This is a genomic window from Paenibacillus xylanilyticus, assembly GCF_013359935.1.
GTDB classification, from domain to species: domain Bacteria; phylum Bacillota; class Bacilli; order Paenibacillales; family Paenibacillaceae; genus Paenibacillus; species Paenibacillus xylanilyticus.
In genome coordinates, this window is sequence record NZ_JABMCB010000190.1 from 147316 (window position 1) to 163317 (window position 16002).

At 51.1% G+C, this 16002-nt stretch carries 10 protein-coding genes; all 10 read right to left on the reverse strand.

The window, feature by feature from the left end; translation table 11 throughout:
• Positions 1-18 precede the first annotated feature (18 nt).
• Positions 19-498: a glutathione peroxidase gene (locus HP552_RS17685; protein ID WP_175396727.1), complete on the reverse strand. Its 480-nt coding sequence runs from the start codon at positions 496-498 to the stop codon at positions 19-21.
• Positions 499-637: 139 nt separating this feature from the next.
• Positions 638-1450: a hypothetical protein gene (locus HP552_RS17690; RefSeq protein ID WP_175396728.1), complete on the reverse strand. Its 813-nt coding sequence runs from the start codon at positions 1448-1450 to the stop codon at positions 638-640.
• A 91-nt stretch (positions 1451-1541) separates the two neighbouring features.
• The gene (locus HP552_RS17695) at positions 1542-2432 is read right to left on the reverse strand and encodes an ABC transporter ATP-binding protein (protein WP_175396729.1); all 891 of its coding nucleotides are present in this window, start codon (positions 2430-2432) and stop codon (positions 1542-1544) included.
• A 320-nt stretch (positions 2433-2752) separates the two neighbouring features.
• Positions 2753-3271 (reverse strand): hypothetical protein, encoded by a 519-nt coding sequence (locus HP552_RS17700; RefSeq protein ID WP_175396730.1) that lies wholly within the window; start codon positions 3269-3271, stop codon positions 2753-2755.
• A 200-nt stretch (positions 3272-3471) separates the two neighbouring features.
• Positions 3472-6672, reverse strand: coding sequence for a GAP1-N2 domain-containing protein (locus HP552_RS17705; RefSeq protein WP_175396731.1), 3201 nt, complete (start codon positions 6670-6672; stop codon positions 3472-3474).
• The gene (locus HP552_RS17710; protein WP_175396732.1) at positions 6669-7928 is read right to left on the reverse strand and encodes a TRAFAC clade GTPase domain-containing protein; all 1260 of its coding nucleotides are present in this window, start codon (positions 7926-7928) and stop codon (positions 6669-6671) included. Before HP552_RS17710 ends, HP552_RS17705 begins: the two co-directional genes overlap by 4 nt.
• A gap of 48 nt (positions 7929-7976) precedes the next feature.
• Positions 7977-8624 carry a beta-mannanase gene (locus HP552_RS17715; RefSeq protein WP_175396733.1) on the reverse strand — a complete coding sequence of 216 codons (648 nt, stop codon included), beginning with the start codon at positions 8622-8624 and terminating at the stop codon, positions 7977-7979.
• Positions 8625-8645: 21 nt separating this feature from the next.
• Entirely contained in the window at positions 8646-9929 is a 1284-nt protein-coding gene (locus tag HP552_RS17720; RefSeq protein ID WP_175396734.1) for a vWA domain-containing protein, read from the reverse strand.
• A gap of 72 nt (positions 9930-10001) precedes the next feature.
• A complete protein-coding gene (locus HP552_RS17725) occupies positions 10002-12422 on the reverse strand; it encodes a transcription initiation factor TFIID (RefSeq protein ID WP_246310946.1) in 2421 nt (806 codons plus the stop codon).
• A 25-nt stretch (positions 12423-12447) separates the two neighbouring features.
• On the reverse strand, positions 12448-15837 hold the full coding sequence (locus HP552_RS17730; protein WP_175396735.1) for a tubulin-like doman-containing protein: 3390 nt from the start codon (positions 15835-15837) through the stop codon (positions 12448-12450).
• Positions 15838-16002: the final 165 nt, after the last annotated feature.

Sequence of the window (16002 nt, forward strand, 5' to 3'; positions counted from 1 at the left end):
TTTATCTGTTCTATTTGTTTAGCCCAGCAGCTTCTCAATCTCTGCAGTCATGGCTTCAGGAGACTCTTTGGGTTCAAAACGTCCGACAACTTCTCCTTCACGATTAACCAGGAATTTGGTGAAATTCCATTGAATCGTGTTATCTTCACTTGCGCCAGGCTGCTGCTCGCGAAGATACTGGAACAACGGATGAGCATCCTCACCGTTCACGTCGACTTTGGCAAATACGGGGAAGTTAACGCCATAGTTTACTTGGCAGAAGGATTCGGCTTCCTCGCTTGTACCTGGCTCCTGACCTCCAAACTGGTTACAAGGGAATCCAAGTACAACCAGACCCTGATCGCGGTAACGATCATATAACTTTTGCAGCTCTCCATACTGCGGAGTCAGCCCACACTTGCTCGCCGTATTGGCGATGACAAGAACTTTACCTTGGTACAGATCCAGCGGCACTTCCTGATTGGCAGTCGTTACGGCCTGATACGAATATACGGACATGACTGATTCCTCCCATGACAGATGTTGGTTTTTGGGCTGCTGCCTTTACGTTGCAAATGACAAAGTAATACAGCGCCTGTCTCCATATTATAGTCCTGTGCCAACCATTTACCAAATTCACAATCCGAACCTCTGCGGGTTACCCTAATTTGGCTGCCACAATAGCGTCATAACGCTCCTGCCGCTCTGCCTTACTGAGTTTGGGGCAGCTATAACAATAGTTCTGGCCTCCATACACCTGATGATGCAGGCAGCATACCGGCTTCATTAGCATGGTCTCTCCAGGTTGGTGCGGATTATCAATTTCGACCGGCTTGAAAGATAGCACATTCTTTTTTAGACCGAGCAGATCTGCAGGCATAGCAATAACGTGCTCATATCCTTCAATTACCGCTTCACGCTCTGCCTCTTCAATGTTCATCTGCAGTGCTGTTGTTTTGTACCAGCGGAGCATGGAGGCAAGCTGTGACCACATCTGACCGAGGTTAGCATCTCCAGCAGATGCTACTCCTTCAATCAGGGGACGCAGCTGCTCCCTGTAATATGAGGTCAGGACATCGGTACGCCATGAGATCTTTGTCGTATCTGTAGGACACACCGGAGATGGGTGAGGATACTCTGTACCATCCACCAGTTGAAAACAGAAGGCCGCGCGGCCATCCTTCACTTCCAACTGCAGATTCATGTTTTCCAGCGATAGATCAACCCACGTATCACAGAGTGCAGTCATGTAATGAACCCCGAGCATCAGCCCGCGAACCGAATGCATGAAATATACGGCCGCAGAACGGATGGATTCTGCCTGAAGGTGTTTGTTATACACTTCGAGCATCTCTCTCGCCTTCTCCGGTTGCCTTAGCGCCGCCATGGGCATTTCATATACCGATTCCATGCTCGCCTCGGTTGTGATTCTTCCATATTGCTGTAACCAGGTGTAGTTGATAGCTCCCATTCCTGCAGTCCTCCCATGAATGCGAATGAGCCGCCTGCACAAGTGCAAAGCGGCTGCATTCTATAATTTAGGACCATACAGGTCCATTTCTTTAACTTCCTGTTGCGGTACGAACACGTTGTTCCGAGCGTCCAGCAGCAGCATTCATCATTGCACTGTTCATCACCATTTGATCTGGCGCTGCCGTTTGCTGGCGTTCACCAGCAAGAGCGTATGGCAGGCACAGCGGCACACCGGAACGCGGATCAATCACGATATCGGCCTCAATGTTGAACACTTCGCGAAGCACGTCACAGTTCATGACTTCTACAGGGGAGCCTGTAGCGATCGCTTTACCTTTTTTAATGCCAATCATGTGATGTGCGTAACGGGAAGCATGATTCAGGTCATGTACAACCATGACAATGGTGCGATTTGCCGTTGCATTCAGCATCTCCAGCAATTGCAGAACTTCAAGCTGGTGAGCCATGTCGAGGAATGTCGTCGGCTCGTCCAGGAACAAGATGTCAGTCTCTTGTGCAAGTGCCATGGCAATCCAGGCACGCTGGCGTTGTCCACCAGACAACTGATCAATTGGACGATCATGAAACTCGGTCATGCCAGTTACTTCGATGGCCCATTCAATCATGCGTTTGTCTTCAGCACGCATGGAGCCAAATCCTTTTTGATAAGGGAATCTTCCGTAGGAGACCAGTTCCGTTACTGTAAGTCCCTCGGGTGCCGTAGGATTTTGCGGCAAAATCGCAAGCTGCTTGGCTACTTCGCGGGTGGATTGCTTATGAATGGACTTCCCGTCGAGCAGTACGCTACCTGCTTTTGGATTCATGATCCGTGCCATCGTTTTCAGGATGGTCGACTTACCTGAACCATTGGCTCCAACAAGCGCAGTAATTTTTCCTTGGGGAATTTGAATATTCAGATCCTCAACAATCAGTCTTTCTTCATAAGCGATATCCAGCTTGGACGTCTCCAGACGAAACATGCGATCATCCCTCTCTCATTTATCCCGGTTATGTATTCCGGCTATCGATAACGAAAACGAATTTATATGTTCAGCGTATTTCCGGCACAACAAATCTTCTATACTAAAGATACTGATAATCATTATCATTTGTCAACCCAAAAAACCAATCTTTTCGCTTTGTTTTAGGATATCTTGGTGTGTTTAAAGGTTCTATTGTCGGGGTTCCTATGATTGTTGTGAGAGTTTTCTCAACGTAAACGCGCATTTTATCACTGTTGTTCACTCTCCAAAATTTCTGAATCTAGGTTATTGTGTCTGATTTGTGAACAAGCATAATTCTATTCCTTATTTTCCAACAGAACTTGGGATGCATTTAAAATCATTCTCTTCTCATCTACAAAACCGGACTGCTCGGATTGAAAATAGGCATTGAGCACAATGGTCCCCTCTGATTCGGTTAACTTTTGAATTTGTGCTCGAGTGAGTGTGATCTCAACTTGTTCCGTATACCATTCCTCATTCGTCAAGTTTGTTGTCAGACCTTCACTTGTCGTTGTCCGTGGCGGAAGAATGGTCTCCCCACTCACTTGTATATCCACTGCAAAAACTTGCTTGGAATGCAGAATCACATGACTGACATCATTCCCCACATACTTCAAACCTGGTTGAAAAGTGAACGTATGATCATCTGATTTCTGAATGGCGAATCGGAGCATGTACTCCCCTAATTGTTTCGTTGCAATCACTGGGCCGCCATCTTCTTTTTGAATATGATCCGGCTGTGCGTCTCCACTTAAAGTGTTCGAACAACCCAAGAGCACAATACACATCAAAAGTATGAAATACACACGCATCATTGGTTACCTGCCTTCATTTTATTATTAGAATAGCTCCTCTCATGTCAGACATCTCCAAAAATCAGAAAGTTGCATATTTTGATAAATATAAGAACTCCCTAAATTATTCGTGAGAAAATAAAAAGTAAAAAAAGATGACCCCGACTACATGCCAAGGTCATCTTGCATTCCCATTTTGGTTATAAATAATTACGCTACGGCTACAGCTTCGGTTCTGGCATCAGGTTGATTACCACCGTACCCATCTGGACACTTACGATGTCTTCCGGATTAATTTCAGGAGGTAACGTCATCTGCTGCCCATAGGGATACAGGCGATCCGCTTCAGCGACCGTTAGCTCTTTTGATGAAGTCGAATCTGATCCCACCGCTGTGTCCGAAGTATCGGACGATGTGTTGTCCGTTCCCTGCTCCATATCTCCATCAGCATCTGCGGAGCCAGAAGTATTCCCGCTTTCTCCATTCATCTCTGCATCTGCTGCTTGATCTGTAGTGGAATCATCCATCGTTGGTGTACCTGTCCCCTGGTCGGAGTCCTCTACCTGCTCTTCATCATTCGCAGAGCCTGTAGACGTATCCCCAGAAGTTCCTTCAGATGAACTCGTATCTCCTGTCGGCCCCTCCGCATCCGGTTCCTCATTTCGGTTAAAGCTCTCCCAATCGGCCGCCGCATCAACCTCATGCGTTGTTCCATCCTGCATGGTTAATTGGAGCGAGCCGGGCGATAACGCATTACTGTCTGCTTCATTTCTGAAACGGAGCACCAGCTGTGCATCTTTGTTCGTCCCGTCTGCCTCGGATGCCGGAATTACATAAGCGATCTGCTCTGCAAGCTGCACCTCAGGCTCGGCCGGAACCACGGGCTCCTGTGTCTGTGGAGGTGCCGCTTCTGGCGATTCTGTTTTATTCACCGTCAGTGCATACGTAACCCCGGTTATACCCAGAATCAGGATGACGATAACCGATCCGAAAAATAGGTTCTTTCTCTTGCCCGTCAGCATGCGCACAAGCGGTGAAGATAATTCCGTTTTGGCCCGATCGTAGGCTGGCTTCATCGTTTTGCCCGCTCTCGCATAATACGGCTTGAACGCCGACTTGGACTTGAAGGCTTCCCGATCATGTTCCTTGAAATAGGCTACAATGGCGTCCGAATACGCTTTGTTCGCCTGGGAGCCCCGAATAAACAACCGCTGATTCCCCGACCATTCGAAAAATGAATACAAGACGTCCGCACTGCCAGCATTGCTTCGGACAAACTCAATCAGCCCCGCATAGTCCAGCTTGCTGCCGCTCCCTCCCCGATAGAAGGCCAGCGACAGCGCCTCGTATGCAGGCGTTCCCGGATGATTCCGCAGTTCGTCCGCGAGCCAGCGGCGTGCCCAACGCTGGAGTTCATTCCGCTCCGCAAGGCTCAGCGATTCCAGTTCCTCTTCTTCACGTCCTTCACCGCTCAGCAACGCTCTGGCCGCCAGCATCATGTTCGTACGCGCGGATACATCCTGGCCCTGACGTGCCGCCCAGTCACGTACCTCGCTGCTGTGCAGCAAAATATCTATGCTCAATAGCTGCTCCCGGTTTACCCGTTCCAGATCAAGATCCTGGATGAGAAACAGATTAATGACATATGCCAGCTTATCGGCGAGACGTGTCAGCTCCTCCTGATAAGCGGATAATCCTGCTGATTCGGCTCCCCTCGGGCGGCCGGACCTGGTCACCGTCTCAGACTGCCCAATTCGAGCTTTAATTCCATCGTTGACCAACATGTCAGAGGAAACCCGGTCGAGCACACTCACCCTTTTGAGCGCTTCATTGGCAGCCTGAACCGGGTTCGGCGCAGAACATAATCGTTCACGCAGCTCCGTGGCTGTCCGTTCCAGCAGGAAGCTGTTGTGCACTGCAGTTGTATGCTTGGTTACCCAACGCTCGATCACCCCTATAACATCCGATGCGGTTTCCGTACGTTTCAGCTGACTGTCCAGATAAGGCTCAAACAGCAGCTTCGTCAGTGATTCATTGGCCAGTACTTTATCGAAGAATGCAAGGCTCAGCCCAGAATCACGATCCAGTAAAGCATACAATTCCTGTACGGCCATCATCCGTTTCTGAGACCTGGCATTGTTCACCGCATAGATGAAATAGTCCACGATCCGGGATTGGACGACAGGCGCAGCGACACGGAAGTACTCCCCGATGCGTGCAGCGACCGTTTCCTCGGGTACATTCTCCCTTTTAACGCTGTCGAGTTCCCGGCTGAGCAGGGTAAGGAACAGTTCATTCAGGCGCGAACGCCGCTGGGCTCCGCCTTCCGGCTTCAGATAGGTAAGCAGTCCGCTTAGAACCCCGCCCTTATTATTCAGGTAGAGCTCTTCCATCCCTTGCTCAAGACGGTAAAACACGGACAGTTCCCCGTAAGCTTCAATGGAAAGCTCGCGTCCTGGTTCTGTGCCGGATAACATCTCATCTGCAAAGGTATAGAATGAAACTGCCGTTTCCGGCTCCTGCAGCAATGACCAGGCAAACTCCGCATAAGGAAGCTGGGCTACCGACGCTTCCGCATGTGTTACCCTCCCGGTAGCCAGATCGAAGGTAAAATCCTTCTCCGTATTCCGGTCTTTGGGACGGAGCGTTCCCCGCTCTACAAACTGAAGATGGACTCCCTTCTTGGCCTGCGGCTCCTTGGCAAATGTCATGAAGCCGAGCTGCCGCCTGAAAGCGTAAGGCAGTGCAGCAAAGAGCAGGCGAAGCAGTTCCTTGGCTCCAGCCGTGATCTCCTCAGCAGGCAGGTCCAGCGAAATGTATACCTTTCGCCGGGTCGCTACGGCCTGCATGACCGCATAGAGCAAACGCTTGAAGAGTGTTTCGTTCATTTTGAGTGCTCCCAAAATATCGGCTGGTGCTGCTGCACGGGCACTAGCTCCGGCTCCCAAGCCAATCCCTTGCCCATTTAATGGCGCACCCGGCAATTCAGTCAAGGCAGGCAATACCGTGCCTTGTTCGATGTCATATGACGTGGCGAATACAGCATCCAGCCAATTCCCCTGCTTCATCTGTTCTTCGGAGCGTTCCGGAGACAGGACATAGTTATGTGCAAAAAAGGCGCTGCGCAGCCCGGTGAAATCTGCAGACTGGTACACATTCTGCCCAAGAATCGTTTCTCCGCTCTCCAGATGAATCAGATGAATGGATGACGGGAACTTCGCCTCGTCCTTCTCACTCCGGCCCGTCAGCTCCGCAGGAGCGTCGTAGACGCAATAGGGATGAAGAATTTTTTTGATAAAAGAAGGATCCAGTCCCGGCGATGCCGCAACCGTATCGAACCCCTCCGTTGTGCGAAACACCCCGCGCCGCTCTCTTGTGTACATCTGTTGTTCAATTGGCGGGGTCATGGAAGAACGCATCATCCCACTCTCCCCTCAATGTACTTCAGCTTGTACAGCAGCCACAGAAACGGCTCGTCCACCCGGATGGGACTCACGACACCCTGCAGCTTCATATCCACCGGATTGCTGCCCAGCGCAGATACTGCGAAATAGGCCGTATCCTTGAAGTACACATCCATCGTGCCTTTGAACGGACGGTCCACCTTCTCGATAAAACGCCGGATCTCTCCGTCGATATTTTCGAATTCGGTCAGATCGAACCAGTCGCGGTGTACCATATTGCGGAATACATTGCTGTTGGATTTGATATAATCCCCCTCTTCATCCTTAAGGGAGTGCAGCATGTCGCTCTTGGTAAGCACAACGGCCGTAGGGATATTCGTCTTGGCTTTGTCCTGATAGGCGATGAAATCACCGAACAGCGTCAATACGACATCGCGCGGCTCATCATATCGTGGTGTCCACTCGCCCGGCTCGTTGCCGAGGTTAATGCGGATTTTGTCCCGAATCGAACGAATCTGAAGTGGGTCCACCATAAACAGGATACCCGCTGAGTTCTTGATATGCTGTCCATGCAGACCCAGGTAATCCTGCTCAACCATACCCTCGCCGGCCACGTCAAAAAAGACCAGGGTCAGCGGTGCTTTATCTTCATCCTTGAACACAAACTGAAAAATAAACGGCTCCTGCAGCTTCTCTTTTTGCGTCGAATCCAGCAGATCCCCCCGCTCGAACAGCGGTTCTTCGTAATCTGCGCGGAACCTGCGGCTAATCTCCGCATTTAGCGGCATGCAGGCTGCATCGAAGTGGTCAGCGGTATAGTGCTGCAGTGTATGAATCAACGATGTCATGTACACCGACTTGCCCACCTGGGATGCACCGATAATGGAAATGATATTGCTTGGTGCCTTGCCTGCCGTAACCGGCAGCTCATTATGACAGTGTGGACACAACCGGCGCCGCGTAACTACTCCGTACCGGTCATTCAGTCCCATCACAATGTTATCCGAATAGATCCGATGTTCCTCAGGCACATCATGCGGAGCCAGAACGGCTTCCATATCGAATACGGTATCCAGCCCAAAGCGTTCGCGATACCGATTCAGCTTCGCATCTTCCCCCAGTGCATAATCTTCATCGTCGTCCCGGTGATGGGCAGCGCGGAACACCACCTCTTCCGGTGAAAACTTGCTGAAGCAATAAGGACATACAATATCGTAAAACGGCGGCCGTTCTTCCGGCTGCTGTCTCTTCAAAAACCGACTAAAAAAACTCATAGCCACTCCCCTCCCTGTTCAGGCAGCTCGAGTCTGCCTCACATTCATCTAGTCTGATATTAGGCGGTAAACGGCTCCGTATTTCGGTCCGTCCGTGAAGAACAGCCTCACATAGTCATCCTTGGCCACTTCCACGGGCGGCATTTCATTTCTTCCTGGAGCAAAATCACTGACAAAAGGGTACACCGTACCGTCTTCCTTGTTCAATGGAACTCCGCCCTGCTTGCGTACATAACAGAGCGCTTCCTTAGGCACCGGCACTTCTGCCGTTACGGTCATGAGTACACTTTTTCGTTTTTGAAAAAAACCGCTTTTGTATCGGATGGAAAAATGGATATCCGCCTTGCCTGCGCTTGCAATGACCGTATTCTCGTCATTCAACTGACGCAGCAGCACCGGGCCGTCCTCGTACATTCGGCAAACATGTACCGTATACCGAATGGCGCCAAACCCTGTCATCCGGTCCATATATCCGTTACTCGCCTTGTATTCTTCTCTCGTATACAGCTTCAACTTGCCTGGAGCAGTCTGGTCCCTGCTCTGCTCGTCGCCAACCAACTCAAGCTCCAGCCGTTCCACGTACACAGCTTCCACACCTTCCGGCCAAAGCCAGCGAAGCGTACAATAGCCATCGTCCACCGCAAGTGTAAGTCTGCGAATCAGAGGCACCGAAGGGTCCGCATCTGCAAATCGCATGTGTCTCCAACCTCCCGATGTTTAAAATCCTTTGCTGCGTGTATCTCTCGCCCGCTGACCGAAACCGTCTGCCGACGGGGTTCCCCTGCCTGCTTCACGGCGACCCCGGCTGCTCCGCGGCGTATTCTCCTTGATGGGAATGATCCAGGTAAACAGCGTAAGCACAGCCGATAATATGAGCATCGCACCGAATCTTACAAACGTATCACCAATAGGTGATCCATCCAGCCCCCATTCCAGCAAAAGTCCTGCAAGCAGGCCTGATACCGCTCCGCCAATACCGAAGCTGACAGCCAGGTGGCGGTTATCGAAGACCAGCCCAAGCGATACACCCAGCGCTATACCAATCAGCAGCATAGCGCCAACACGGAAGATCGCAAGATAGGTACTGTGTTCCATCATGCCCGTGCGTTCGGTCACCAATGTCCGTTCGTCAATCGTATCGTAAATTTGCTGAAATGCCATGTTGAGACCACCGGAATCCGGTACGTCATAGTACATGCCACCTGTCTGCTGAGCGATGCTGCGCAGCAAGTCGGTGCCGGATGGATCTACCAGACTCAGACCGACGGTGTTGACGGCAATCTGTTCATTCGCATATTCGTCCAAAATATCTGAGGTATCGGCCTCGCTGAATCCATCCGAGAGCAATATGGCAACCGTTCCGCGTTTAGGGTCCTGCTTGCCTTTGATCTGCTCCATCGCTTCCCGGAGCACGGCATCGAAGTTTGTACCGCCTGACGTTGTGACAATGCCGTCGATCTTGCTGTTCACCTCGTTTTTGGCTGCTTCACTATCCAATGCGATAAAGGGCTGCAGCAGCTGCGGCTGATCATCAAAGGTGAACACCGCAACCTGCTTGTCACTTTCCATTTGATTGATCAGCGTCTTGGCTGCTTCGAAACGCCCATTATCGGGGTCCGTATCCGTCATACTGCCCGAGTTGTCGATCATCAGCACGATGTCTTTCACCTGTTTCACACCGCCTGGATTGATCTGATACAACAATTGAAAAACCAGCCCAACGACAAACAGCAGAGCCAGCGTTGCCGGAACGAGCAGTTTCCACGATAAGCCAAGATATCTCAGCTTCCAGGAAGACCCGTTCAGCTTGGGCGAGATCATCTCGGCGAGCAAACAGAACAGACCCACACTCAGCGCCAGTACGCCGAAATATAATCCCATCAGCAGCAGGCGCGGCATTTCCCCGAGCCACTGACGCAGCATAATTTCTCCTGCCGCAAATCCCACGGCTCCGCCAATCAGGCTGAACAGGACCAGGAGAAGATTGATTTTTCGCTGCATGTTCGCATGCATCCTTTCCAAACCAGCCTATTGAAGGCTGAATTAATACCAGAGTTGATCTGACATGTCGTACTACCGCATAGGTGACAGTTTATCAGCCAAATCGGAGGGGTGAAGCTCATAACCGTTCTCCGTATACGATTCGTAATAAACCTTGCCGTTGCGATAGACCATCAGATCCTCCAGATGGAACCCTCCCATCAGGTTCAACTTTTCCACACCACTGCTGCGCTCTTCGTACACAACACCCAGCTTATAGATGCGTGACGTTTCCTCGGCATGCGCCGCATAGTCCATGAAGGCACTGTGATGATCACCAAAGAAATACTTTTCTTCATATCGATGTTCCTGTGTATAGTCAAATACCCGTATCCGAATAACCGCCTGATCTTCCAGCGTACGATACAGCCTGCGGAACAGATCGTCACGGGTCAATACGTTCTTGTCCCCATAAGCAATGGTTACATTCGCCCGCTGCAGCAGCTCTTCCTCAAAAGGCACCCTCAGCGGTTCCGCTGTGAGCAGTAATGTATGGCATACCTCCATCAGACGCTGAAGCAACCGCTCATTGCCTTCGGCAGCAAGCCGGTTTATGTCTCCCATATAACGATCCTCAAACCATACATCCCGTCCACGCTTGCCCTCCAAATCGGCTATCAACGCTTCTGTCACCTTGCCATAATACTCCATCACATTTTGCCCGATGTATTCGTCCGCGGCAGCGATACGCTCTTCTGCCGTCTCACGCAGCATGCGTTCCAGTGCTTCCAATGCTGCCGTTACGCTGCGGCTGAAGCTGTGAAGCTCTTCCATCTCCGAATCGCAGATCCGGAACAACTGCAGTTCATTTTCCAGACGTAACAGTTCGACTTTGGGTACATACACTCTCTCCAGCAAACAATCGATCAGGTTCCTTACGTTCTGTTTGTCGCGAAACAATGCCCGTTTGAACGACTGATCCTCCACCTGCTCCTGTTGTCGCTGTTCCAGCAGGGCACGTGCAGAATCGAGCTGAACGGACTTATCACGAATGAGTCCCAGCAGAGCCTCACGTACGCTTCCGGGGCTGCTGTCACTCCATGAGGCCCACTGAAAATAGCCAATCTCCGGATACTCCGTCCGTGACTGCTCCGCTTGCCGGCGCAGGGAGCCCTGGCTGCTGCGCTGACGCAAACGTTCTTCAGCCGGACGTACCATGTTATCACTGAAGTACGCTTCAGCTCCCTGACCGAATAGCGCTCGCTCCGCTTCACGCAGCGATAGCGGCTTCAGATCGGAGAAGCTGACGTTATGCGTCATAATGCCGCTCATGCCGCCCACCAGATCCTGTTCAGGCAGCAGGCCTTCGACCTTACGCTCAACGGAAGCCGCATCCAGTCCGAAGAAAGCAAGCTTGTCCTTCATGCTCCATTCGGGTTCCTGCCGCATCCGATCCAGCAGATATCGGTACAGATGATACAGGACTGCGAGCGCGATTGGTTTGTTTGGCCGTCTGATCTCGGCAAAACCTGCACTCGCATAGCCATGCTGGTCCGAGGTGGTACGAATATTGTTTTTGAATGACGTATTGTTATAGGTGTTGGCTCCCGTGCTGGCAACAGCACCAAATGCATCGGGATCCTGTTTCCGGTTCTTCAGCAGGCAGATTCGGCAGATGATTTCGGCATTCTCCATCCATCCACCGGTTACACCGGTTCCGCGCTCATTTTTGTCTGACAGGATATAGACGAGATCGAACAAGGGCGAAGAAGGATGCTCCACCGGAATCGAAATGCCATCTTCCGTCACTAACAGATTGCCGCTGAACGTATAGTCCAGCGCCTGCATATAATCCAGTTCACGCAGGAAAGCGAGTCCGGCTGCACTTGCATATCCGAAGGAATCCACCTGCTCCATTTCGCTGACCAGCACATGCAGATCCGTCTGAACTGACTTGAAGGATTGGGCCAGAATGGTTTCGGTCAGCTTGGTCAGTTCGGGCAGGAGCACATTCAGCGGATCATCCGCCCTCGTGACAACGGTCACGTAGATCCGGTCAAACGATGAATACAGCCGCCCGTATTCAGCAATCCGGTTGCTCACCCGGCGTAACGTGCGATTCAGACCGAAGAGCGCCTGCTCCGAATCGTGAAAGCTGCGGTGCACATCCTTGCGCATGGTCTTGGAAGGCCGCTCCGCCTGTACGGTGGTTAGAGGCAGGGTATGATGGGTCACCTGACCATCATCCGATGAATCAAGATGTTCCCGTCCCCCCCGGCCTTTCCCGCCCTCCGTTCCAATGTGTAGATACACCACGCCTTCACCGTTATCCCACTTCAACTGATTGATCTCTCGCACTGCAGACATGGCCGGTTCGACCAGGTCGCCTACAAAAAGAAACAGGGCCGGGTAATGGATGCTGCTTCGTCCATCCCCCAGGCTGCCTTGCCGCTCCTGCTCCGCCGCATACTGTGCCGCATACTTCTCCAGGTCACGCTTCAGGGTATTGTTCATACTGAACTCCCTCCCGGCCGCCATGTTACTTCAGCCTTCTGCGAATGTCATTCAGCTTCGACGACATCGTTCTGTAGAATTGATAGATGTCTTCACCGTTCGCCAGCTCCACGCGTTCATATTCCAATCGGTCGCGGGACTCCATGAACAGGGCAGCCAGATCATCCAGTTTCGCCAGCAGCGGAGCGATGTCCTCCGAAGCCGTTAATTCGTTATCCCGGCGGGAAGCTTTGCGCAGCAGTGTGCTGCGATCTTTCTCGGACAGACCACGGAAGTTGCCAAACACTTCATACTCGGCAAAGTTGCGGCTCTTCATCAGGTTCGCAAACGGCTCCCATGCATCTTCTTCCGGATCACGGTCATAGACATAGAGCGCGCCTTTTTTGACGATCGTGTCGGTATACAGAGCTTCGATGAAGCGATCATACCACTGTTCCTCATCCTGGTGCTGTGCAAGAATGCCTTCGAGTTCGGCCACTTTGGCCGAGATGGCATTCATCTTCGCCAGTTCCTCACGTACCCTTGCGATGAGCTGCGGGGAACGTACCAGGTTTTCTTTTGCCATATCCTCATTAATACTACCGAAAATATCTTTAACCCCTACACGCGGCAGGCCTTCCGATTGCAGACGTTTCAGTTCCGTAACTGCCCGCTTCACTTCACCCAGATTCGGGGTCGTTGACGTCAGACGCATGTCGTAGGCATTCAGCTTCGCGGACAGGTCAAATGGCTCTGTTGTGACAACGGCATAACGGTTGCTCGTATTTTCATCGATCGTTTTGGCTGTAATGATGTTGTATCCAATCGCTTGCTCGAATTCGGTACGTACGCGGGCGTTATACTGCTTCACCCGGGCATTTTCGTATACATCGCCCCAGGACTTTTCCGGAATTGGAGACGGCAGGTAGGTCCAGTTGTTTTTCTCTGTCTGCACCAGATGGCGGCCAATGCCTTCCTTGTCCAAAATGGTGCGTTCATAACTTTCCTCATATACTTTGAGCGGCGTGTACACAAACAGCGGCACCCCGTTGCGCGTATTCAGCCAGAAAATCCGGTTGCGCACTTCGCTTTCCTTAACGGTAAAGTGGGATTTGCCGACCGCATTGTTCTGATAGTTGCGAATCCCTTTGAGAATACCCGGTGCCTGTGTCGGCACAGAGACGAATCCCCATGACGGGAAATGCAGACTGCCTGTGCTGTTGCTCAGGTTGAACACCGGAACGGCCTCATCATCCAGCTTGCCTGCGATATGACGTTCCACGAATTTCTCAACAGACTCGTCCTGTCCATATTTGATCACCAGGAAGTCTTCCATGGAACGGGTAATGAGGTCTCCAAATTTCTCGGTCAGGAAGTCTGAAATGGAGCTGACCACGTCAATCTCATTTTCCTTCACCCACTGGTTCGAGTTCTCCAGCAGTTCACGGGAGAAGTCGCGGATCAGATCATCCGTATCACGCTTGTCCAGCAGCCCATCCACCACATTGACGATATCCGGTACACTAACCACATTCCAGTAGTATGTTTTATTCCCTTTGTGATCGGACTGTTCCTCGCCACGCGTCAGAATATCCCCGTTCTTGGAGAAAATCGAGCTGAGTGCATTCAGTGTCTCCGTAAATACGTTGTAGATGCGGCTGTTCTCCTGATTGAGCAATTCGTACAGATCTTCATAAAACTCGATCATCTGATCGTTGCGCTCCACGTCGGCGTGCAGCCAGTATTCATGAATTTTTGCTTCAATATAAGCATTCTTCTTTTTCTCTTTTGAAACAAAAGCACTCTTCGCGTCGCCCAGTTTTTCCTCGGACTGCTCTTGTGCAGCTTCAATGTCACGCGGAATGCGGAACGCATTCTCACGCAGGGTTTCGATATACGACTGGATCATCTTCAGTATACAGAACCCTTTCTCCGTGTAGATCAGACGGGAGACGTAGAACGGACCCTGTTCGGGATGCAAAAACATGCGCCGGATCTGTTCGGTAAACTGACCGGCAATCTCGCCCGGCAGCTGTTTCTTCGCCTTGATATATTCTTCACGGGCACGGGCCAGGAAGTTCTGCTCCAGCTCGGTGTCCATGTTCACCACCTGTGATTTCACCACATTCCCGTACGACAGACGTTCGCTGTTCTGATAACCGGGCAGAGGTTCAGGTACTCGGGATTCGAAAGATTTCACAACACTTTCGAGATCGATGCCCAGCTTGCGGGCGAACTTCTCCGTGTCCTCCTGGTTCGGTGCTTTGGAGAACATGGTGCTCATTTTGTCGAACATCCGGTAAGCCAGATAGGTTGTCATCTCTTCAATCGGGAGTACCGCCGAAGAGGCACCAATAATGTTGTAATCATAGTTGGCAGGATAAGCCTTGTTCATCTGCGCAATGTTGGTGCGAATGTTACTAATATAATCGTGAATCGCAAATTCTTCGCCCGACTGCTTCTCCTCGCTGGCCATGAAGTTGGTGATGTTCTCAGCCGTAACATTCATACAGTAGTCATAAGCATTCTCCAGCAGCTTGCCTTCCGTATTCGTTGCCGAAATCAGATGACACAGGTTAAATGGCGGCAGCGGTGAATTTACGGTCAGAATATTGCCGTATTTCTGTGTGAAACGCTCCCCACGGCTGTCCACGTTCATCCAGTAATCCAGCTCTTTGAGAGCAGCATACCCGTTCTTGCGAATGTATTCGCGGGTGTGTTCGCTCAAGCTTTTGTTCGACAGGTTTACGTCTGGCGTAAACAGGTATCCCAGCGTATTAACGCGGTCAATCCCGGCAGAACCATGATCGCGTTCGATGATGCCGCGTACGATATAGGAAATATCGAGGAAGCAGCCGCTGCCCGTACCACCGGACAAACCGGTGAGCAGGAACACCATCAGCTTTTTGTTGGTACCTACGGATAACGTTTTGATCTTTTTGTCGATGGCTTGCACGACCTGATTAATCTTGGTGAACAGCAGCAAACGTCCAGCCTGACGTACACCTGCTGCTCCATTCATACCGTCCGTGATGCTCAGTTCCGGAGACAACCAGTCTGTAATATATGGCTCAAGTACGCTGCGGTTCTGCAGCAGTCCACCGATCTCGGCATTGGACAGCAGGACGAATTCGTTTATCGGGTCAAGCCCGATGCCTTTGTACTTCTTGGCACGGTCCTGCTCGTTCGTTTCAAACGCGAGAAATTCCACGTTGTCCGGCTTGTCCATTTTTTTCTTGGATACCGGGTCCTGAGGCAGCTTGAAGCGGCGGTTAATCTGATATTTGAGACGCAGCAGCGCATCAATTCCCGTTCCTCCAAGACCAATAATCAGGATCGGGTTATCGATCGTGTCGACCCTGATTTTCTCACTGACAATCCCTCCGCCAAGCGATACGTCCAGCTGCTGAATATGTTCTCTGACAATTGGTTTCATACCATGTCCTCCCTTTGGTTAACGCAGTCGGAACTACAACATAATTACACTTGCCACTCCGATGACAGAACAACCTTCCGATCGCTGTTATCCCCAGATTTTTTGATCTTCTTTTTCAAAGGTGAAAATCTAGGGATAAAGGCGAACGCTTCGCTTCTCCAGCTT